16 protein-coding genes are annotated in these 20,494 nt (G+C 60.8%); 10 read left to right on the forward strand and 6 right to left on the reverse strand.

Features of this window, described 5'->3' with window-relative positions; translation table 11 throughout:
• Window positions 1-52: 52 nt before the first annotated feature.
• From F8N43_RS24735 to F8N43_RS24755, 5 genes are all read left to right on the forward strand, one after another.
• Window positions 53-514, forward strand: a complete 462-nt coding sequence (locus tag F8N43_RS24735) for a GNAT family N-acetyltransferase (RefSeq protein ID WP_008042983.1) — start codon at window positions 53-55, stop codon at window positions 512-514.
• A gap of 288 nt (window positions 515-802) precedes the next feature.
• Entirely contained in the window at window positions 803-1,459 is a 657-nt protein-coding gene (locus F8N43_RS24740) for a DedA family protein (protein ID WP_150630353.1), read from the forward strand.
• Window positions 1,460-1,462: 3 nt separating this feature from the next.
• On the forward strand, window positions 1,463-2,275 hold the full coding sequence (locus F8N43_RS24745; protein WP_150654497.1) for a zinc-dependent peptidase: 813 nt from the start codon (window positions 1,463-1,465) through the stop codon (window positions 2,273-2,275).
• Between the two features lie 113 nt (window positions 2,276-2,388).
• On the forward strand, window positions 2,389-2,916 hold the full coding sequence (ppa, locus tag F8N43_RS24750; protein WP_150654498.1) for an inorganic diphosphatase: 528 nt from the start codon (window positions 2,389-2,391) through the stop codon (window positions 2,914-2,916).
• A 226-nt stretch (window positions 2,917-3,142) separates the two neighbouring features.
• A complete protein-coding gene (locus tag F8N43_RS24755; RefSeq protein WP_150630351.1) occupies window positions 3,143-3,892 on the forward strand; it encodes a S24 family peptidase in 750 nt (249 codons plus the stop codon).
• 458 nt (window positions 3,893-4,350) lie between these two features.
• On the opposite strand, the gene F8N43_RS24760 is transcribed toward F8N43_RS24755, so the two are convergent.
• From F8N43_RS24760 to F8N43_RS24785, 6 genes are read right to left on the reverse strand one after another with little or no spacing between them, the layout of a single operon-like run.
• The gene (locus F8N43_RS24760; protein WP_150630350.1) at window positions 4,351-5,166 is read right to left on the reverse strand and encodes a YfaP family protein; all 816 of its coding nucleotides are present in this window, start codon (window positions 5,164-5,166) and stop codon (window positions 4,351-4,353) included.
• A 3-nt stretch (window positions 5,167-5,169) separates the two neighbouring features.
• Entirely contained in the window at window positions 5,170-6,789 is a 1,620-nt protein-coding gene (locus F8N43_RS24765; RefSeq protein WP_150654499.1) for a DUF2300 domain-containing protein, read from the reverse strand.
• Between the two features lies 1 nt (window position 6,790).
• Window positions 6,791-11,356: an alpha-2-macroglobulin family protein gene (locus F8N43_RS24770; protein ID WP_150654500.1), complete on the reverse strand. Its 4,566-nt coding sequence runs from the start codon at window positions 11,354-11,356 to the stop codon at window positions 6,791-6,793.
• Window positions 11,353-12,018, reverse strand: coding sequence for a DUF1175 domain-containing protein (locus F8N43_RS24775; protein ID WP_412070962.1), 666 nt, complete (start codon window positions 12,016-12,018; stop codon window positions 11,353-11,355). Before F8N43_RS24775 ends, F8N43_RS24770 begins: the two co-directional genes overlap by 4 nt.
• Window positions 11,988-13,700: a DUF2138 domain-containing protein gene (locus F8N43_RS24780; RefSeq protein ID WP_150630347.1), complete on the reverse strand. Its 1,713-nt coding sequence runs from the start codon at window positions 13,698-13,700 to the stop codon at window positions 11,988-11,990. Before F8N43_RS24780 ends, F8N43_RS24775 begins: the two co-directional genes overlap by 31 nt.
• Before the next feature lie 32 nt (window positions 13,701-13,732).
• A complete protein-coding gene (locus F8N43_RS24785; protein WP_150630346.1) occupies window positions 13,733-14,524 on the reverse strand; it encodes a YfaP family protein in 792 nt (263 codons plus the stop codon).
• 15 nt (window positions 14,525-14,539) lie between these two features.
• Between F8N43_RS24785 and F8N43_RS29735 the strand changes: the two genes are divergently transcribed.
• The 5 genes from F8N43_RS29735 to F8N43_RS24810 all read left to right on the forward strand — a co-directional run bounded on the left by F8N43_RS29735 (window position 14,540) and on the right by F8N43_RS24810 (window position 20,490).
• A complete protein-coding gene (locus F8N43_RS29735; protein WP_263596747.1) occupies window positions 14,540-14,665 on the forward strand; it encodes a hypothetical protein in 126 nt (41 codons plus the stop codon).
• 654 nt (window positions 14,666-15,319) lie between these two features.
• Window positions 15,320-15,562 (forward strand): exodeoxyribonuclease VII small subunit, encoded by a 243-nt coding sequence (locus F8N43_RS24790; protein WP_007894317.1) that lies wholly within the window; start codon window positions 15,320-15,322, stop codon window positions 15,560-15,562.
• Entirely contained in the window at window positions 15,559-16,446 is an 888-nt protein-coding gene (gene ispA / locus F8N43_RS24795) for a (2E,6E)-farnesyl diphosphate synthase (RefSeq protein WP_150638453.1), read from the forward strand. Before F8N43_RS24790 ends, ispA begins: the two co-directional genes overlap by 4 nt.
• 91 nt (window positions 16,447-16,537) lie before the next feature.
• Window positions 16,538-18,436, forward strand: a complete 1,899-nt coding sequence (gene dxs / locus F8N43_RS24800) for a 1-deoxy-D-xylulose-5-phosphate synthase (RefSeq protein WP_150654501.1) — start codon at window positions 16,538-16,540, stop codon at window positions 18,434-18,436.
• A gap of 170 nt (window positions 18,437-18,606) precedes the next feature.
• Window positions 18,607-20,490, forward strand: coding sequence for a TonB-dependent receptor domain-containing protein (locus tag F8N43_RS24810; RefSeq protein WP_150654502.1), 1,884 nt, complete (start codon window positions 18,607-18,609; stop codon window positions 20,488-20,490).
• Window positions 20,491-20,494: the final 4 nt, after the last annotated feature.

Consider the following 20,494-nt stretch of genomic DNA (forward strand, 5'->3'; position numbering starts at 1 on the left):
CCGTTCGCCGTCAGAGCACGTGAAGACAGCCACTTGAAGACGAGACCTATCGATGCGGATTATTCAAGCGACCCTCGAACACCTGGACCTGCTGACCCCGTTGTTCGTCAAATATCGCGAGTTTTATGGTTCCCTGCCGTATCCGGACTCGTCCCGGGCGTTCCTCGAAAAACGCCTGCGTCGCAAGGAATCGGTGATCTACCTGGCCCTGGCCGATGACGACGATAAAAAGCTGATGGGTTTCTGTCAGCTCTACCCGAGCTTTTCGTCGCTTTCGCTTAAACGCGTGTGGATCCTCAACGACATTTATGTCGCCGAAGACGCCCGCCGTCAGTTGGTCGCAGACAACCTGATGCGCACCGCAAAAAAAATGGCCAAGGAAACCAATGCCGTGCGTATGCGCGTATCCACCAGCAGCGACAACAAAATCGCGCAGAAAACCTACGAATCCATCGGGTTCAAGGAAGACACCGAGTTCAAGAACTACGTGCTGCCGATCAGCGACGAGCTCTGACCGGCATCCCCCCTGTAGGAGCAAGCTTGCTCGCGATCGCAATCCGAAATCCGATACCTGTGTTGAATGACACACCGTAATCGCGAGCAAGCTTGCTCCTACAAAAACAGACCACGCCCGCCGTCTGTCTCGTGCGAAATCCCCCGCTACAAACTCGACGCGCTTTTCACTTCTCAGCCCGTATAATGCGGACCTTTCCGGCTTGTAAGAAAAACTACACCCGTCTGTAGCCTTACGCGAAGTCATCCGCACAGGCCTGCCGAGTCGGGCCGTCACCACAGGTGCCCCATGGATTTCAACCCGCTCGACCTTATCCTGCATCTCGATGTTTACCTCGATTTGCTGGTAAACAATTACGGGCCATGGATCTACGCCATCCTGTTTCTGGTGATCTTCTGCGAGACCGGCCTGGTGGTGATGCCCTTCCTGCCGGGTGATTCCCTGCTTTTCATCGCGGGCGCCGTGGCGGCCGGTGGCGGCATGGACCCGGTGTTGCTGGGTGGCCTGCTGATGCTGGCGGCGATTCTCGGCGACAGCACCAACTACGTTATCGGACGAACGGCGGGCGAACGACTGTTCAGCAACCCGAACTCGAAAATCTTCCGCCGCGATTATCTGCAACAAACCCACGACTTCTATGACAAGCACGGCGGCAAAACCGTGACTCTGGCGCGCTTCCTGCCGATCATTCGCACCTTTGCACCGTTCGTCGCCGGCGTAGCGAAAATGCCCTATCCGCGTTTCTTCTTTTTCAGTGTCCTCGGCACCATCCTCTGGGTCGGTGGTTTGGTGACCCTCGGTTACTTCTTCGGCAACGTGCCGTTCATCAAGAAAAACCTGTCGCTGCTGGTGGTGGGCATCATTCTGCTGTCGCTGGTGCCGATGATCATCGGCGTCGTCCGCAGCCGCTTCGGCAACGCCGCGTCCAAAGCTGAACCTCGCTAACCGATGTGGTCGCTCAGCGCCTGGCGTCGCCGGCGCATCCTGGCCAGACACCCGATTGCCGACGACATGTGGCAGCGAGTGCGCCATCACCTGAGTTTTCTCGACGGCATCAGCGCCGCTGAAGACCAATGGCTGCGCGAAGCTTGCGTACTGTTCCTCGAAGACAAACACCTGACCGCCCTGCCCGGCGTCGAACTCCATCAGGAGCAGCGTTTGCTGCTCGCCGCCCAGGCGCAATTGCCGTTGCTGAACCTGGGCGACTTGAACTGGTATCAGGGTTTTCACGAAATCGTTCTCTACCCCGACGACTTCCTCAGCCCCCAGCGCCATCGCGACGCCAGCGGCGTCGAACACGAGTGGGACGGCGAACACAGCGGTGAAGCCTGGCAACAAGGCCCGATCATTCTGGCCTGGCCCGGCGTGATGGCCAGTGGTGGCTGGGAAGGCTACAACCTGGTAATCCACGAACTCGCGCACAAACTCGACATGCTCAACGGCGACGCCAACGGCCTGCCGCCGCTGCACGCAGATATGCGGGTCAGCGACTGGGCCAGCGTCATGCAAGAGGCCTACGACGACCTCGACCAACAACTGGACCGCAACCCGGAGGCCGAAACCGCCATCGACCCCTACGCCGCGGAAAACCCCGCCGAGTTCTTCGCCGTCACCAGCGAATACTTCTTCAGCGCCCCGGATTTGCTGCACGAGGCGTATCCTCGGGTGTATGAACAGCTGAAGCTGTTTTACCGACAGGATCCATTGACTCGGCTGCGGCAACTTCTGGCCGAAGACCCGGTCTATCAGGCACGCGACTAAGGTCTACAAGACCCTTGGTGCATGGCATCAACGGCGGAATATGCCTATAATCGCCGCCACTTTTTGGTCAATCCGGCCAAGTGTTTTTGGTCAACTAACGGGGGCACCGCCCAATGAGCTACAGCAAGATTCCGGCTGGCAAAGACCTGCCGAACGACATCTACGTCGCGATCGAGATCCCGGCCAACCACGCGCCGATCAAATACGAAATCGACAAAGACAGCGATTGCCTGTTCGTTGACCGTTTCATGGCCACCCCGATGTTCTACCCGGCCAACTACGGTTACATCCCGAACACCCTGGCTGACGACGGTGACCCCCTCGACGTGCTGGTTGTGACCCCTTACCCGGTTGCTCCAGGTTCCGTGATCCGTGCCCGTCCGGTCGGCATCCTGAACATGACCGACGACGGCGGCGGCGATGCCAAAGTCATCGCAGTGCCACACGACAAGCTGTCCCAGCTGTACGTCGACGTGAAGGAATACACCGACCTGCCACCCCTGCTGATTCAGCAGATCGAGCACTTCTTCGCGAACTACAAAGATCTCGAAAAAGGCAAATGGGTGAAGATCGAAGGCTGGGCCGGTGCAGACGCCGCCCGCGAAGCGGTCACCAAGTCGGTTGCTGCCTATAAAGGCTGAGACGCCACTGGCCTTGCGCCACTGACGACTTGAAAAAACCCCGGTTGATCCGGGGTTTTTTGTGCGCGCCGGAAAGGTTTTAAACACGTCGTTTAACCCTCCAGCGCATCGGTTTTTTCTTGTTTAATTTTTACTCGATACGTCTTACATGAGGTCGCAAATTTCCCGCGCATTTTGAACGGTTCGTTTATTCAAAGCCTCGCCATACGCCCGTAAACTCGTGCCCATGAAGAAAAAAAACACTAGCGGTCCACGGTTTAAAGCGCTGCTCAAAGTAGCGAACATCACGACGACCGGATTTGCCGAATTCCTCGGCACGGCGCCGCAAAACGTCCACAACTGGTACACCCGCGGCGTGCCCGATCACTGCATGGAAGCCGTCGCCAGAAAGCTCTCGGTCAACAGCGAGTGGCTCAAATATCTCGAAGGCCCGAAAGATGCCAGACACCTGCGGCTGGTCGATGAGACCGGCAGCACCTTCGACGCCCAGGCCATCCGTGGCGTTTACACCGTCATCGAGCCGACCGATGTCGAGTTGCCCTTTTACAAGGAAGCCCCTGTCGGTCCGGGTTCGAACAAAACCCATGTCATCGTGGACACCAGCCAGCCCCTGCGCCTTCCACGCAGCCATCTCGACTCACTGGAAATCAACCATGCGGACGCCATCTGCGCCCATATGATCGGCAATAGCATGGCGGAGAAAATTGCCGACGGATCAACCGTCGCCATTGATCGGGGCCTGACGCAGATCGTGGATGGGGAAATTTACGCGATCGAGCACGACGGAATGCTGCGTATCAAGTACCTGCACCGGACGCCGGGGAATGGATTGCGATTGCGCAGCCACAACAGCGCCGAATACCCGGATGAGACGTTCAGGGCCGCGCAAATCGAAGAGCAGAACATCCGGGTCTTGGGGTGGGTGTTTTGGTGCTCGACACTGAACAAGCGCAGACCGCCAGTGCCGTTCCTGTAACGCCGCGCCGCGACCTTCGCGAGCAAGCGCGCTCCCACAAGGATTGCGCAGTACCTGAAGCAAGCTTGCTCGCGAAGGCGGTGGAACCTTCACCGCAAAACCCGGGTCAGCTACCCGATCCCAAGCAACTGACAGTCCTAACCCGCACACCACGCTGGGAATTCCTCAAAAAAATCAGTATGCTGCGCCCCACATTTGCGCATCGACCCGCCCCGCGGCTCCGATCGCACCGACAAGGCAGATGATTTTCTCGCCGAGTCCCACAGCCGGACGCAAGATCCGGGTGTACGTTTTGAAGGCTGGCGCGGTTTACCAAAAATGAACCAAGCCAGTCCCCGAGAAGCCGGCCACAAGCCGGCTTTTTAATGCCCGCGTTTTGACCTTAAGGTCTCCCCTCAGCAATTGGGCAGCTGCCTGCTGCCCGATTTAATAGTGTCGGCACTGTTTAAACTTTTCACTCACGGATAACTAAACCCCTTAACCAACGTCAACTCCCCTACCGCCCGCATCGGCACCAGAAAAGTCTCCATCTTCTCGCTAGGCGTCCCTTCCTCGGTAATCACCGTCACCTGCGCCGTGGTCAGCGGCTGAACCGCATCCTCCTGTCCGTCCTCATTACTCCGATACCCACCCCCGAAGTAGTTCACATAAACGAGGTATTGCCCTTTGATCGGCGCCGGCATGGCGAAGATTTCCGGGCCATAACCGGTGGTCACGTCCACATCCAGCGCAGCGCCATTAGGCGCGACACGATCGCCGTACCAGATGTGCGCGCCATCGGGCGTGACGAGGTGCAAGTCCAGATCCGTGCCATCGCTGTCCCAAGCCAGCAACACACGCAATTTCGCCGGCGTCGCGCCACCACTGGCATTGAGAAACTGCGTTCGATGCCGCTGCTGACCATCAGGACTGCGGACTTCGACGCTATTGCTGCCATTGGGAAACGAGAACGGTCGATCGAAGCGACCAGTGGGGTCGATTTTCAGCGGCATGCTGACGCCGTTGACGATCAATCGGCCCGGTTCAGTGGACTTGGGCGTGGCTTTGATCTGGCCGGTGATGCGTGCGGTGTTGGCCTGACCTGCCGGGGTATTCACCGAGGAGGCCGGGTAGTTGACGGTCTGGCGGAAGTGTTCGCCTTCGCCTTCGACCGCACCGGTGCGCCAGCCGCCGACGGGGGTGTCGAGTTTGGCGGCGCTTTCAGCCGCGGAAACCGTCGGCAACACGCAAACAGAACAAAGGAACAGGAAGACCTGTGGATAACGGAGTTTCATGGCCTATTCCAGCAAGAGGTGGCGGGCGAGCCCTTCGATGTAGGTTTCATCCTGGCCGTTGGGGTGTGCTTCGAAGGCCAGGTGCAGGTATTCGTGGGTCAGGTCGAGGCGGTCTTGCAGCGACAGCACGCCGCGCACATAAATGCGCTGACGCTCGCGGTCGACGTAGGGGCGGCCGAAAGCGAGGCGGCAGACGGCGAATGTGCTGACTTCGTTGTAGCCGGTTTCGCTTTCGAGACGCTGGCGCCAGCCGCGGCGTTGGGTTTGCAGCCAGTCTTGCGCGGCGGGCAGCGTCTCGCAGGAGGCGACGGGGTTGTCCCAGCGGCTGAGGCTGGCGCGTGGGTAAGCGTGCAGCAGGATGGCGTCGTAGCGTTGGCCGGCGCTGGCTTGTTCGACGGCTTGCTGCCAGGAGAGTTTGTCCGGGCCGGGCTGGTCGGAGTGGTAGGTGACGGTGCTGCCGGCGAGGACCAGGTCGCTGGTCCACGCGGCGATGTTGCGCGACTCGGTGGTGGCCGGGCGTGGGGCGACGCGTTGGCGGCTGCTGCTGTCGTCGATGCTTAGGCAGTCGCCGTTGCGGGTGGCGTTTTGCAGCAGGTAGGTGCGAATGGCGATGGCCAGGGCTTTGGCGGCTTCGGCGGGTTCAGGTTTGGCTTCGCGCTGCAGGACCCGGGCGACGTACTCTTCTCGGTCCAGGCGTGCGACCAGTTTGTCGCCCACCAAAAACAGCTCCCCGTCGCTGTGAATATCCAGTTGATTGCCATTGGCGAATTCAACGCGATAGTCGCCCTGCAAAGGCCCGGAAGAAACAACCCGATCCCCCGCCAGCACGCGCCCGATCGGATAGCGAGAAAACAATCCGACTTCAACGCAACGCCCCGCATCCAAAGGCCAATCAACCGGCAACACAGACGCCAACGCCTGACCGTAATTGCGCAGAACCATCTGACTGGTCCCCCGCCCACCGGCCCAGATCGGCGTGCCATCCACTGTCCATCCGGCAAACCCACCCTGACGCGACGACGGATCCTGATCCCCCAACCAGCTCCAGGTTTTCACCCGCAACCGGCCACCGAGTTCGCCGACGACATTGCCGTCGGCCGCATTCAGCACCACGTCCAGCAACACCCGTCGCGCCTGATCCTGCGCGGGCATCACGGCCAGCATTCGCAGCAACTCCACCACCGAAACCCGCGTGGAAGGCTGCAACGAAGGCAAATCCAGCAGCCACTCAGGCGCCTGTCGCGCCTGCCAATACGAGCGCCAATCTGCGCCGGAAATACCCAACCGCGCCGGCTCAAAATACAAACCGCAGGACTTCACCAGCGCCTGATCACGCTCAATCTTCCCGCCCGCGGTGCAGCAATAGACTTCCTCTTTCGACTGCCCGCGACATTCATAAGCCGGCTCACGTGCGCCGGTGTCCACCAGCCAGCCGTAGACAAACAGCTTCCACAGACTGCCCAATGGCGTTTGAAAATCCGCAGGCAGCGGCTCGCGAGAAATCACTTGAGTCCGGCTCAGCGACAGCAATTCACCCTTGAACCCCAGACGCAGCGGTTCGTCCTGCGCTGTCGCCAGCGCAGGGATCAAACACAGCAGCCACCAGAGCCAACGCCGGGTCATGTCAGTTGACCGTGACCTGACCGAGCGCCGGTTTCTGTTCCTGGGCCTGATGCTGCGGCGCGTAGACCTGCGTGAAACGCACCGGCGGCAGGTTGAACTGGCCTTTCTGCGAGAAGCGCACCAGGTGACGCAAGCGCAATTCGCCGCTCAGGGCATCCACCGGAATCGCGTAAGCCATCTGACCCGGTTCGAAGCGTGCCTTCTCCAGCGCCGTCGGTTCAGTGCCAGCCTTGCCCATCAACTTGATGCCCCACGTGGTGCGCTCAACATCCGCGCCCGGTGGCAGCGGCACTTCGATCATCCCGTAGCGCAGCGGTTTTGCGGCTTTGCTGGTGATGATCACTTCGTCCAGATACAGACTGTCGCTGGACAACGGCTTGGTGCCGATCGCTTCCAGTTTGAAGGTGAAAGCTTCATCACCCGGCACCAGACGCGACAAGCGACGGGTGATGGTCACAGCCATCGGATCAACTGGCGGTTGTTTAGTCTGGAAACTCAACGCCGCCCGCAACGGGCGCTCTTGCGTCCCGCTCAGCGACAACACCGCTGGCACCGGCGCAGCGCCCTGCCACGTCCAATACATCTCACCGGTATCACCGTAGTTTTTCTTCCAGCCGTCACCCGGTGCCAGTGCGATGGTGGGCGAAGCCTGCTCGATGCTGCGTTGCAACCAGGTCAGCGCCAACGCGCGTTCCAGGGTCGATTGCTGTGGCAACAGACGCTGCAACAAGGCTTGCGCGTGAGCCTGATCGAAGGCTTGCAGCGACAGGTTCAGCGCTTCGGCAAACGGCTGGGAACTGACCGCCAGACGCTGTTGCGCATCGGGCAATTGACGATTGAAAGCGTCGGGCAACGTCACCTTGGACTGACGAGCCAGCGATGCCGTCAACGTACGCGCCGCCGCCAACCCGAGCGCCGAATCCGGATCGCTCATGACGATGCTGTCTTCGCCATCCTCCATCAGGTTCGCGGCGTTGCCTTCACCCGCTTTCGCCAGGTCATCCATCAAGCCACTGAGCAACGTATTCACCGGCAATTGCATCTGTTTGGCAAACGACAGGATCAACGCCCGTTGCAGCAGTGGCGTGTTTTTCGCCTGCTTGGAATACACCTCCAACACCCGCTGCCAATGCTCCGGCGGCAGGCTCAGCTCCAGCGCTTTGCTGGCGTGCCAATCGGCGTAGTAGGCGTACGCGGTGAGGAACGCGTCCGGTTCACCGTCCATGCCCCACCAGGTGAAGCTTGCCGACGGCCCGGCCATTTGCACCAGGCGCAGACGGCTGTTTTGCATGATTAGGCGCAGGCGATCGCGGATCTGCGGATTCGACGACAAGGTCGGGTACGCAATGCTCAACGGCAGCAAACGACTGGCCGTCTGCTCGACGCCGCCATAGGGATAGCTCAGCAAATCGTCGAGCGCCGAGCGGAACAGCGCTTGCGGGCTGTCATCCAGGCGCAGGCGAATGTCCGTTGCGTCCGCCGGCAAGGTCAGCGGTGTATCACCGCTGGCCACGTCCAGGCTTTGGCTTTGTGTGACCTGCCAGCCTTCGCCGGTCGTGGTCAGGCGCACGGCCAGCGCGTCAGCGGTTTTGCCGTCCTGCACCAGCTCGGCGGTCCACTCGCCACTGGCCAAGGCGAACGCCGGCAATGCGAGGTAGTTGATGCCGTTGTTCAGCGTCACGGGCACCCGTTGTTCGGCGCCGGCGTAATGAATCACCAGCTCAGCCTTGACCGGTTTTTCCGCCTGGCTGAAGGCGAACACGCCGAGATCCGGTTTGTCGCCTGTGCGGAATCTGGTCGGGCCACTCCACTTCAGGTACAGCGGTTTTTCCGAGCGCAGGAATTGCTTTTTCTGCCCTACCTGACCGTCGTCGGCAATGGCCCGCGCCGTGATGCGCCAGCGAGTCAGCGAGTCCGGCATTTTGAAAGTGAAACGGGTTTTGCCGTTGGCGTCGGTGATCAATTCCGGCTGCCATGCAGCGGTGTCGACGTCTTCACGACGTGGCCGCTCCAGCACTTTCACGCCACGTTCGCTGCGGTTGGCTTTGCCCGGCGCACCGGGACTGCCCGGCAACGCGACGTCGTAGCTGATGAACGACAGGCTGGCGCTGGTGCGCACGTTGTTACGGCGCGGGTGGTAGAAAAACTGGTCGATGGTCGGCGCGACTTCCGGTTGCAGCGCGTAGACCATTTCGTCGACCACGCTGACCGTCAGGTGCGCCGGAATCGGCTTGCCGGCAAACTGGGTTGTCAGGTCCACGGATACCGTATCGCCCGGCTGATACACCTCTTTGTCGGTGGCGATGGCCACGTCGATCTGCGGCGCAATCACCTTGATCCCGGCGTTCTGGAAGCTGTACTGGCCGCCCTTGGTGTAGAGCACGGAGAACGTCAGGTTCGGCGCGAAATTATCCTTCACCGGGATGCGCGCGCGGTATTGGGTATCGCTGAGTTTTTCCATCTTCAGCCAGTCGCCACCCTTGGACATCAGCGCAGTGGCCTCGACTTTGTCGCGCTCCAGCGACAGCAGCGCATCGCTCACAGGCTCGGGGAAAGTGATCAGCGTGAGGGCTTCATCGCCGGCCTTGTACTCGGGTTTGTCGAGGACAATTTCCACGGTGCCGGGCACGGCCTTGACGCCATCACCGGTGACCGAATGACCGGTCGCACCGACCACACGACCATGCTCATCCTTCAATGTCAGGTTGTAGGTGCCGGGACGCTCGAAGGCCAATGTGAAGCCTTTATCCGTCGCAGCGAGCTTGCCTTCACCAGTGGTCTGATCTTCCAGACGCACCCAGCTGTAGCCGCTCGGCGTGACCGCTTTGCTCCGCTCACTGCCACCTTCATTCAAATAGCGGAATGCGACCTTGTCGCCCACCGCACTGAAGCGCTGCGGCGCGCTCAGGCGGAAACTCGCGGCGCCACGGTCGATGAGAATTTCCTTGGTGGTCTTGACCCGATACGCCGCGCCATCGCTGGCAAAAACGGTGAGCATGTAACGGCTCGGTTTCTCGGCGGCGGGCAGGTCGAGGGTCGCGTTGCCCTTGGAATCGGTGGTCAGTTCGGTGCTGGTCAGCTCCACCGGGAATTGCCCGAGGTATTGCAGTTCGTTGTCGACCATCGACAGTTGCTGAGCGCGCAGGCTCAGGGTCAATTTGGCATTCGCGACGGGCTTGCCGTCAGGGTAGAGCAGCACCAGGCTGCCTTTCACCGGTTCGCCGGTGCGGTAATCCTGCTTGGCCAGGTTCAACGAAATTTCGAAGTGCGGCTTGATGTATTCGGCCACCCGGAAGGCGCTGCTGTAGGCCTGGTCCTTGTAGCTGAAACGCAGTTCATAACCACCGGCCACGGCATTGTCCGGCAACTGGAAACGACCTTGGGTACCCGCCTTGGAATCGAGCTTCAGCGCCAGCGATTGCAGCGCCGTGCCCGTGGCATCGAGCACCGTGACGTTGACGTCGGCGGCAGTCGGCAACACTGAATCGCGAGCATTCTTGAACTCGCGACCGACGATTTTCAACGACACCCAATCCCCCGGCCGATACAGCGGCCGGTCGGTGAAGGCATAAAGTTTGGTGTCGTAGATTTCGCTGTCGTAATAGAAGTTCTCGGAGACAAACACCCCGCCCTCTTCGTCCTCGCCGATCACGAACGAACGCTCCGGGCTGACGTGTTTGAGGCGCAGCAAACCATCGGTGTCGGTGGCGCCGCTGCTCATCACGCCGAGGCCATCGGTCCACAGCACGTTAACTTTCGGCACCGAACTGCCTTCGTGTTTGCGCGCGGCCCAGACCAGCAGTTCATCACCGGCAATCTTGCTCACCGCCACAGTGTTGGAGACGAAAACCATGGTGGTCGCGCGGTACTTGCCGATCAGCGCTTCCACCAGGTACAGGCCCGGCTTCAGGTTGCCCAACGGGATGTACACGTTGCCCGGCGCGACCGTGACGAACTCGCTGGAAGAACCGGCGAGGTTCACCCCAGCAGGCGGCTGGATCGGTTTGGCTTGCCACAACGGATAACGGAACTGACTGACCACCGGCAGGCCCGGAATCAGCGCGAATTGCGGCTGGGCGTCGTAAGGCGTCGGTGCAGCAATCGCAGTGCCCATCTTCAGTTCCGGCACTTCCTCGGTGACTTGTTTGCGCGATTCGTAGGAAAACGCCCGCTGCATCACGCGACGGGATTTGCGGTACCAGTTGTCCCACAGGTACGCGAGGGTATTCGACAGGCCTTCGCCCTTGAACTGGCCGTCGCTGACCACGCGGTGCAGGTTCTTCTGGCGCTTGAGAAAATCCAGCGGTTTGTCGATGCGGTACACGCGAATGTCCGCGCCGCCGTAAGGCTCCATGCGGAAGCGACGATAGTCGCGGCCCGGCGCTTCGAGGCGAACCATCGCCTGTTCGTCGCTGGCAAAACTGCTGTCCGCCAACAGGAAAAAGCTTTCACCGGCCACCGGCGTGTAACCGCTCGGCTCGACTGTGTCTTCAGCGTTCACTGCCGAAAAAGGCAGTACCAACACCAACAATAGAGACAGAAAACGCAGCATGCGGGCACCGGTCATTGGGAGAGAAAGTTCAGTCGATAGACGCCGATGAAGTTGGGGTTGGCTGCGTCGGGTATCCATCGGGTGTCCTTCCATGTCATGAGTTGCTGCAGGCTCGCGGATCGCATGCCGTTGTCAGTGGGGGTGGTGGTGCCGGTGTGATAGGCGATGTAGCGGCCCATCCAGATCATCAGGTGCTGGTCGTCGCCCTGATCGAAAAACATCAAGTCGCCGGGCCGGGCTTGCGCCAGGTCGCGGCCAACCAGATGGCTGTTGAACTGAATCAGTTTGATCGCGTTGACGTAAGGCCCGACCTTGCCGCCGCCCTGCTGCCATTGCTGGGCGAGACCGCGTTGGGCTTCGCTCAGTTGCAGCTCCGGCGGCAGGTAGCGGTTGGACAGACCATTGCTGCGCAGCCATTTGTCGTCATGGACTTTCAGCGCTTCGTTGGCGGCAAAACGCACGAGTCCGGCGCAGTCCTGCTGATACCAGCGCGGGCTCGGGCCTTGGGTCAGTTGCTCTTGGGCGATGCGCACGAACCAGGCGCGAAACACCTGGGACTGCTGCGGATCGAGCGGTGCCGCTTCGGTGGCAAATGCGCGACTGCCCAGCAACATCGCCAGCAGGCCGAGGCCTCGGATAAGTGCGGTCACAGGGCTTTCCACTCCAGTGGCAGCCATTGCCAGTGGCCGTCCGGCTCGCTGCCCTCGGGCAAGGTCAACGCGTACTTGCCATAGCCGCCGAGCTTGCGCAGTTTCGGGATCAGGTAGGTTTGCGCGGCGTTATAAAACACCGGTTCCATGTCCTGCGGCAGGCTGTCGAGGGTTTCCTGTTGCATCAGTTGCGCCATGGAATCCGGGCCGAAGTAGACCGGCATCAGCAGGTCTTTGGGCACCACGTCGGCCATCGGCGGGAAACGTTTGTCGAGGGTGCCGAGGGCTTTGTCCACGAGCTTGTCGTCGAGGGAGAACAGCAACGTAGAACCGTGGCGCGCCAGGCTGACTTTCATGAACGCCTTGCCGGTGATTGCGTCCGGGTTCTCGGCATCCTTGGCTTTGTAAGGCCCGAAGTTGGAGCTGACCTGACGCTGCCACTGGTGGTTTTCGCCTTCCTGCTTTTCCACCACCGGGAATGCGTGTTCTTCGACGTTGCCTTCGTAGGCGCCGACCATTGAACCGAACAGGCTGCCCAGATCGCCATCGAGTTTGGCGCTGTCATCATCGTTCAGGCTGGCCACCAGCAGCGGCGTGTACAGCCGCGAATCGGCGTACCAGCACAGGCCGGCAGCACCGGCCATGTGTTCGGTCAGGGCCTGCGCCACGGTTTCTTCGGCCCCGAGTTTCACCAGCAGCGGTTTCTGTTGTTCGGCGGCGAGCGGCAGGGCCACGCAAGCACTGGCGCCCATCGGCATGGCTTGCCAGATCGGTTTGAAATCGAAGTCCGGCTGGTTCTCCAGTTCATCCATGGCGAGGAAGCTGTGCCAGCCCTTGTCGTCCATGTCGAAGCGCAGTCCGGCGAAGTTCGGAATGAAACGCTGGTAACCCATGGCCAGCACGCTGGAATTGACCGACAGGCGTTGTTTCACTTCAGGCGCGCGCAGTGGCAGGCCGAAGGCTTCGGGGAACAGTTTCTGGCCGCCGAGCAGTGCTTCCAGCGATTGAGTCGAAACCATGCCGAGCTCATCGATCGGGCCATTACTGTTGTCGTACAGTTTCGAAGGATTGGACAACACCACCAGCTTGTCGCCATGAGAGGCAAACAGCAGCGCTTTGCTGTTGTTGTAGGTGAGCTGATACAGCGGCACCGTATCGCCGGCGACCTTGAGGTCACCGAGTTGGGTCAGCTGCGAATCATCCAGCGCCACTTTCGCCAGCGGCTCCAGCACTTTGGCCAGACCACCACGATCCATCACCAACAAAAAATCTTTCAGACGACCATCCGCCCCGCGCCACAGCGCCACGTCCGCCGGTTGATCGAACAGCTGTTCGATCAGGCTGTCCTGCAACTTCAGGTCATGTTCGTAAATGATCCGGCGCAGACTGCCGATCAAGCCAAGGCGATCGGCATGGGCTTCGTAATAGAAGACGAAATCTTCGGTAAGGGTTTCCTTAAGGAACGGCACCGCCAGCAAGTCCTTGGGCAACTGGCTCAAGGAATGGGTTTCGAGCAGGCCGTCGGGGCGGCTCATGCCCAGTTTGTCGCTGGCCAACTCTGCGGGCGGCGCCTTGGGTTTGTGCATGAACCAGCCAAGTCCGGCCGCCACGCCAGCCACCAGGATCAGCCCGCCCAGCAGCATTGGCCAACGCCGGGAAGGTTTGGCAGCAGGCGCCTCAGCAGCCGGAGAAACAGTGTTATCGCTCATGTTTACAAAACCCAATCCGTGGTGCGGGATGTTTAATAGTTGAAAGTCTTGACCAGCAGCAGGTCACCGATCGCGCGCAGGGGCACGATGAAGGTCTCGCGTTTTTCGTCGACGGTGTTTTCGTTGAGCACCAGGTTGATTTGCGAGGTGATCACCTCGTTCTGGTTGCTGGTCTCATCGAAGTTATAGCCGCCGCTGCCGAAGTTGCCCCAATAGTTCACGTAAACCAGATAGGTGCCATGCAGCGGCGCGGTCATGGTGAACATTTCCGGACCGGGGCCATCGACGCCGTCCGGGTCCAGGCCACCACCGTTGCTCATCGCCGGGCGAGCCCAGAACGCATGCTGGCCGTCTGGAGTAATGATGTGCAGGTCGAGCTCGGCTTTCGGATCGTCCCAACCCAGCACCACGCGAATCCGAGCCGGAGTGCGCAGGTTGTTGGCTTCATAGAATTGGACGCGCTTGAGGGATTTGCCTTCGGCACTGCGCACTTCGACGCTGTTGGAACCGGCGCCAAACGCATACGGCCGGGCGAAACGCCCTTGGTCGTCGGTGTAGAGGTTCAGTGGATTGCCGTTGACGGCCAGCGTGTGCGGCCCGCGTTGCGCGCCGATGGCTTTGAGCTGGCCTTGGATCATCGTGCGATTGCGCTGCACGCCCCGGTCGATGGGCGGCGTGGGATAGGCAACTTGCGGGTTTTCACTGCGATCGAGCAGGCCGTTGTAGCGCCAGCCGCCCACCGGTTCCGACAGCTCGGCCGTCGGCTCGGCGCAGACAGCGGTCGCGCAAACCAGCCCCATCAGCAATAGAAGAAATGAACGCATGTGACGCCTCCTGCCATGCATAACGAAACCTTGCGCCTGATCCTCGGCGCGTTACAGATCCAAAAACTGCGTTTCGTCAGAAAGACCCGTGACTATTGGGTCGTAGAAGGCGCGAAGGTTAGCGATTTGGCGGGTTTTTAACAATCGGATACATCTTGATTTGCGGTGGAGATCACGATGATTGTGGGGCGTGAGCCGAATAGCGGCCTTATTCGGCTCACAAAATGAGCCGAATAATCCTGTTCTGCGGAGGTACCCGAAACCCTGTGGGAGCTAGCCTGCTAGCGATGAGCGTCCAGGCACCGCGTTCATTCAGACAGCACGCGTCATCGTTAACGACCATCGCTGGCAAGCCAGCTCCCACAGGGAAATGCGCACACTTGAAGAGCCAGGTCGACCGGTAGGCCGCCTCGATTGGATTGGCGGTAGCCGCCCCCTCGAGAGGTCGAGTGGAGGTTCTGTGAAGTGGGTAACCCGGCATGGATGCCGGGTTAGCCGCCCCCCGGCCGTGGATGGCCGATGGCGGCGGACCCACGGAGCAGGACCGGAAGGAGGGCATGCCGAGCCTCAGCGAGGCACCGAACGAAAGGGGCAAAAGCGCTTTGGTTACTTTCCGCCGGGCCGCGCAGGCTTTTCGAAAGTGACCCGCCGTAAGGGCGGAACCAATAACCGCCATCACACTAATAATGGATATACACCCACCCAAATCCCTAGCACGCAACGGCCGCTGATTTGCCCATACCCCCCATGTCTGCTAGTGTCGCGCCGGTTTAACGTCAACCGGAAATCGCCGCCATGGCCCGCAAAAAAGCTGCACTGGATTTCGAACAATCCCTCGCCGACCTGCAAACGCTGGTGGAGCGACTGGAGAACGGCGAACTGTCGCTGGAAGACTCGCTGACGGCTTTCGAGCAAGGCATCGGTCTGACCCGCGATTGCCAGGCAGCGCTGGCCCAGGCCGAGCAAAAGGTTCAAGTGCTGCTCGAGCGTGATGGCGAGCTGGCCGAGGAACCCTTCGACGCGGATCAGCCAGAATGATTGCAGCGTATTCGGCGACCAGCCAGGCCCGTGTCAACGCGGCACTGGAAACCTTGTTCAACGCACCCAGCCCGGAACTCGCGCGGCTATACGAAGCCATGCGCTACAGCGTGATGAACGGCGGCAAACGCGTGCGTCCACTGCTGGCCTACGCAGCGTGCGAAGCATTGGGCGGCAAGGCCGAGCAAGCCAACGGCGCAGCCTGCGCGGTGGAGCTGATCCACGCTTACTCGCTGGTGCACGACGATCTGCCGGCGATGGACGACGACGATCTGCGTCGCGGCCAGCCGACCACCCATAAAAAATTCGACGAAGCCTGCGCGATTCTCGCCGGTGACGGTTTGCAGAGCCTGGCCTTCAGCGCCCTGCTCGACCCGCGCCTGAGTTCGTCAGACGCTGAAATCCGCCTGCAAATGGTCAGCGCACTGGCGTTGGCGGCGGGCCCGGCCGGCATGGTCGGCGGTCAAGCCATCGACCTCGGTTCGGTCGGCCTGAAACTCGATCAAAAAGCCCTCGAAACCATGCACCGGCACAAAACCGGCGCGCTGATCGAGGTCAGCGTCAAACTCGGCGCCCTCGCCAGCGGCCGTGCCGAGAAAGACGAACTGAAGTCCTTGCAGACCTATGCACAGGCCATCGGCCTGGCGTTCCAGGTGCAGGACGACATTCTCGACGTCGAAAGCGATACCGAAACCCTCGGCAAACGCCAGGGCGCCGACATCGCGCGCGACAAGCCGACCTACCCGGCCCTGCTCGGCCTTGATGCGGCCAAAGCCTACGCGCTGGAATTGCGCGATCAGGCCCTGCACGCGCTGCGACCGTTTGACGCGGCCGCCGAGCCGTTGCGTGATTTGGCCCGTTATATCGTCGAACGCCGCAGCTGACAGCGTATCGGCCAAAAAAGAGCAACGCGTGGGCAGGGGCCGATGCATCAGGTAAACTGCCGCCTCTTCTATACCTATAACGATTCGCCTGATGCCCACGACGTTTCATGAGATTCCCCGCAAGCGCCCGACCACGCCCCTGCTCGACCGTGCCAACACGCCGGACGGCCTGCGCCGGTTAGGCGAAGCCGAGCTGGAAACCCTGGCCGATGAGTTGCGCCTGGAATTGCTCTACACGGTCGGTCAGACCGGCGGGCATTTCGGTGCCGGCCTGGGCGTCATCGAGCTGACCATCGCGTTGCATTACGTCTTCGACACCCCGGACGACCGGCTGGTGTGGGACGTGGGTCATCAGGCTTATCCGCACAAAATCCTCACCGGCCGCCGCGAGCGCATGGCCACGCTGCGCCAGAAGGACGGCGTCGCCGCGTTCCCGCGTCGTTCCGAGAGCGAGTACGACACCTTTGGCGTCGGCCACTCCAGCACCTCGATCAGCGCCGCGCTGGGCATGGCCATTGCCGCCCGCCTGCAGAACAGCGATCGCAAGGCGATTGCGGTGATCGGTGACGGTGCGTTGACCGCGGGCATGGCCTTCGAGGCGTTGAACCACGCGCCGGAAGTGAACGCCAACATGCTGGTGATCCTCAACGACAACGACATGTCGATCTCGCGCAACGTCGGTGGCTTGTCGAATTACCTGGCGAAAATCCTTTCCAGCCGCACCTACGCAAGCATGCGCGAAGGCAGCAAAAAGGTCCTGTCGCGCCTGCCCGGCGCCTGGGAAATTGCCCGCCGCACCGAAGAATACGCCAAAGGCATGCTGGTTCCCGGCACGCTGTTCGAAGAGCTGGGCTGGAACTACATCGGCCCGATCGATGGCCACGACCTGCCGACCCTGATCGCCACCCTGCGCAACATGCGCGATCTGAAAGGCCCGCAGTTCCTGCACATCGTCACCAAGAAAGGCAAAGGCTTCGCCCCGGCGGAAGTCGACCCGATCGGCTACCACGCGATCACCAAACTCGAACCGCTGGACGCTCCGGCCGCTGCGCCGAAGAAAGCCGGCGGGCCGAAGTACTCCGCCGTGTTCGGCGAATGGCTGTGCGACATGGCCGCGAGCGATCCGCGCTTGGTGGGCATCACCCCGGCGATGAAAGAAGGCTCCGACCTGGTGGCCTTCAGCGAGCGTTTCCCGCTGCGCTATTTCGACGTGGCGATTGCCGAGCAACACGCCGTCACCTTCGCCGCGGGTATGGCCTGCGAAGGCGCGAAACCGGTGGTGGCGATCTATTCGACGTTCCTGCAACGCGGCTACGATCAGCTTGTTCACGATGTGGCGGTGCAAAACCTCGACGTCTTGTTCGCCATCGACCGCGCCGGCCTGGTCGGCGAAGACGGCCCGACCCACGCGGGCAGTTTCGACCTGTCATTCCTGCGCTGCATCCCCGGCATGCTGGTGATGACCCCGAGCGACGAAAACGAACTGCGCAAAATGCTCACCACCGGCCACCTGTACAACGGCCCGGCGGCGGTGCGCTATCCGCGCGGCACCGGCCCGAACGCAACCATCGAGAAAGACCTGCAACCGATCGAGATCGGCAAAGGCGTGGTCCGCCGCCAGGGCAGCAAAGTCGCCCTGCTGGTGTTTGGCGTGCAACTGGCCGAGGCGTTGAAAGTCGCCGAAACGCTGGATGCCACCGTGGTCGACATGCGTTTCGTCAAACCGCTGGATGAAGCACTGGTTCGCGAAATCGCCGGCAGCCATGAGTTGCTGGTGACCATCGAAGAAAACGCGATCATGGGCGGTGCCGGTGGCGCGGTCAGCGAATTCCTCGCCCGCGAGAACATCCTCAAGTCGATGCTGCACCTGGGCTTGCCGGATGTTTACGTCGAACACGCCAAGCCTGCGCAAATGTTGGCCGAGTGCGGGTTGGATGAAGCAGGGATCGAAGCGTCGGTGCGTCAGCGGCTGCAACTGCTGAACATCTGATCCACTGAATAAATGCAATACCCTGTGGGAGCGAGCCTGCTCGCGATTGCGGTCTGTCAGTCAATGTAGATGTTGACTGAAAGAGCGCAATCGCGAGCAGGCTCGCTCCCACAGTGGTTTTCTATGCCCTTCAAAACTTTTGTTCGCTTTAAAGCGTCAACGGACTGCCCATGAAACTCTCCCCCCTCGCCCTGACGCTGACACTTCTGCCGTCCGGCCCACTGCTGGCCGACACTTTCGAACGCGACCAGGCCCTGAAGCTGCCCGACGTGCTGATCAGCGCCAACCGCCAGGTCGAAGCCCGCAACGACAGCAGCGCCGCCAACACCGTATTCACCCGCGAGGACATCGACCGCCTGCAACCAAGCAGCGTCACTGACTTGCTGCGTCGGGTGCCCGGTGTGCAAGTCGGGCAAACCGGCGGGCGCGGTAGTCTTCCGGGGATTTACATTCGAGGGACGAAGTCGGCGCAGAGCCTGGTGCTGGTGGACGGTCAACGCATCGGCAACTCGACCTCCGGCGACAGTAACCTGCAACACATCAACATCGAGCAGGTCGAGCGCGTGGAAGTGCTGCGCGGCTCCCGTTCGGTGATTTACGGCAGCGATGCGATTGGCGGGGTGATCCAGATTTTCACCCGCCGTGGCGCCGAACAGGGTCTGCAACCGCGTCTGCATATGGGCTTTGGCAGCAACCAGACGTGGGAGCGCAGCCTCGGATTATCCGGTGGCGATGAGAAAACCCGCTTCAACCTGGGCGCCAGCCTCGATGAAACGGCCGGGATCAATCGCACCCATGAGTCCTACCCGAGCGATGGCGATCACGATGAGTATCGCAACCAGTCGTTGAGCCTGAGCCTGAGTCACGCCCTCACCGATGACGTCGAAATCGGCGCCAACGTGCTGGATAACCGCGGCAAAAGCGAGATCGACAATCCGTTCGGGCGCTACGACGAAATGACAAAAACGTCCTACCAACAGCGGCCATACAGTGATTTCACCGTGAGCGGCGTCAGCAGTTACGTCGATGCGCGCATCAACGACCTGTGGAAAACCCGCGTCGAATTCGGCCACAGCGAGAACCGCGAGAAATCCTTCGACAAGCTCAGCGACGAACGCAGCGTGTTCAACACGTATCGCGACTCAGTGAACTGGCAGAACGACCTGACGCTGAACGAGCGCAATGGCCTGACCCTGGGCGGCGACTGGTACGAAGACCGCATCAACAGCAGCACAGCGTTCGACGAGGACAGCCGCTGGAACCGCGCAGCGTTTATCCAGCATCGCTATCAGGCAGACAGCTTCTCCACGGAACTGGGCCTGCGCCGCGACCAGAACCAGCAGTTCGGCAGTCAGAACAGCTGGAGCGGCACGTTCACCCTGCCGTTGAACCCGGACAACGATGTGCTGCTGACCTACAGCGAAGGCTTTCGCGCACCGACGTTCAATGACTTGTATTACCCGGGTTTCAGCAATCCTGACCTGAAGCCCGAAACCTCGAAAAGTTACGAGCTGCAATGGCGCAGCCAGCTGACCGATACCAGCCGCCTCGAAGCCTCGCTGTATCGCACTGACCTCAAGGACGCGATTATCGTCGGCAGCAACTACCGTCCGCAGAACGTCGCCTCGGCACGGATCAACGGGTTTGAAGCAGCGTTGAAGCAAGAACTGTTCGGCTGGCAGAGCAATCTTGGCGTGGCGATCATCGACCCACAGGATCGTGCCAGTGGCCATACGTTGGCGCGGCGTGCACGGCGGACATTGAGTCTGGATCTGGATCGACAGTTTGATCGGCTGGGCCTCGGCGCCAGTTGGCAAGCGGTGAGCAGCAGTTACGACGATGAGAACAATCAGCAGCCGTTAGGCGGGTATGCGCTGCTGGCTTTGCGCAGCAGTTGGGCGCTGAATCACGAAATCAAGCTTGAGTTGAAGGTCGACAACCTGTTGGACAAGGGTTACAGCCGGGCGCTGTACAGCCATGATGACAGTCAGTTCGGGTATCGCGAGGAAGGTCGGGCGTGGATGTTTGGGGTGACCTGGACACCAGAGCTTTGATCCA

The organism is Pseudomonas fluorescens, from assembly GCF_902498065.1.
Lineage (GTDB): Bacteria > Pseudomonadota > Gammaproteobacteria > Pseudomonadales > Pseudomonadaceae > Aquipseudomonas > Aquipseudomonas fluorescens_BJ.

Excerpts from the sequence above, each read along its gene's own strand:
- F8N43_RS24735 (WP_008042983.1), top strand. The coding sequence starts at position 53 with ATGCGGATTATTCAAGCGACCCTCGAACACCTGGACCTGCTGACCCCG.
- F8N43_RS24740 (WP_150630353.1), top strand. The coding sequence starts at position 803 with ATGGATTTCAACCCGCTCGACCTTATCCTGCATCTCGATGTTTACCTC.
- F8N43_RS24745 (WP_150654497.1), top strand. The coding sequence starts at position 1,463 with ATGTGGTCGCTCAGCGCCTGGCGTCGCCGGCGCATCCTGGCCAGACAC.
- ppa (WP_150654498.1), top strand. The coding sequence starts at position 2,389 with ATGAGCTACAGCAAGATTCCGGCTGGCAAAGACCTGCCGAACGACATC.
- F8N43_RS24755 (WP_150630351.1), top strand. The coding sequence starts at position 3,143 with ATGAAGAAAAAAAACACTAGCGGTCCACGGTTTAAAGCGCTGCTCAAA.
- F8N43_RS24760 (WP_150630350.1), bottom strand. The coding sequence starts at position 5,166 with ATGAAACTCCGTTATCCACAGGTCTTCCTGTTCCTTTGTTCTGTTTGC.
- F8N43_RS24765 (WP_150654499.1), bottom strand. The coding sequence starts at position 6,789 with ATGACCCGGCGTTGGCTCTGGTGGCTGCTGTGTTTGATCCCTGCGCTG.
- F8N43_RS24770 (WP_150654500.1), bottom strand. The coding sequence starts at position 11,356 with ATGACCGGTGCCCGCATGCTGCGTTTTCTGTCTCTATTGTTGGTGTTG.
- F8N43_RS24775 (WP_412070962.1), bottom strand. The coding sequence starts at position 12,018 with ATGGCTGCCACTGGAGTGGAAAGCCCTGTGACCGCACTTATCCGAGGC.
- F8N43_RS24780 (WP_150630347.1), bottom strand. The coding sequence starts at position 13,700 with ATGAGCGATAACACTGTTTCTCCGGCTGCTGAGGCGCCTGCTGCCAAA.
- F8N43_RS24785 (WP_150630346.1), bottom strand. The coding sequence starts at position 14,524 with ATGCGTTCATTTCTTCTATTGCTGATGGGGCTGGTTTGCGCGACCGCT.
- F8N43_RS29735 (WP_263596747.1), top strand. The coding sequence starts at position 14,540 with ATGCATAACGAAACCTTGCGCCTGATCCTCGGCGCGTTACAGATCCAA.
- F8N43_RS24790 (WP_007894317.1), top strand. The coding sequence starts at position 15,320 with ATGGCCCGCAAAAAAGCTGCACTGGATTTCGAACAATCCCTCGCCGAC.
- ispA (WP_150638453.1), top strand. The coding sequence starts at position 15,559 with ATGATTGCAGCGTATTCGGCGACCAGCCAGGCCCGTGTCAACGCGGCA.
- dxs (WP_150654501.1), top strand. The coding sequence starts at position 16,538 with ATGCCCACGACGTTTCATGAGATTCCCCGCAAGCGCCCGACCACGCCC.
- F8N43_RS24810 (WP_150654502.1), top strand. The coding sequence starts at position 18,607 with ATGAAACTCTCCCCCCTCGCCCTGACGCTGACACTTCTGCCGTCCGGC.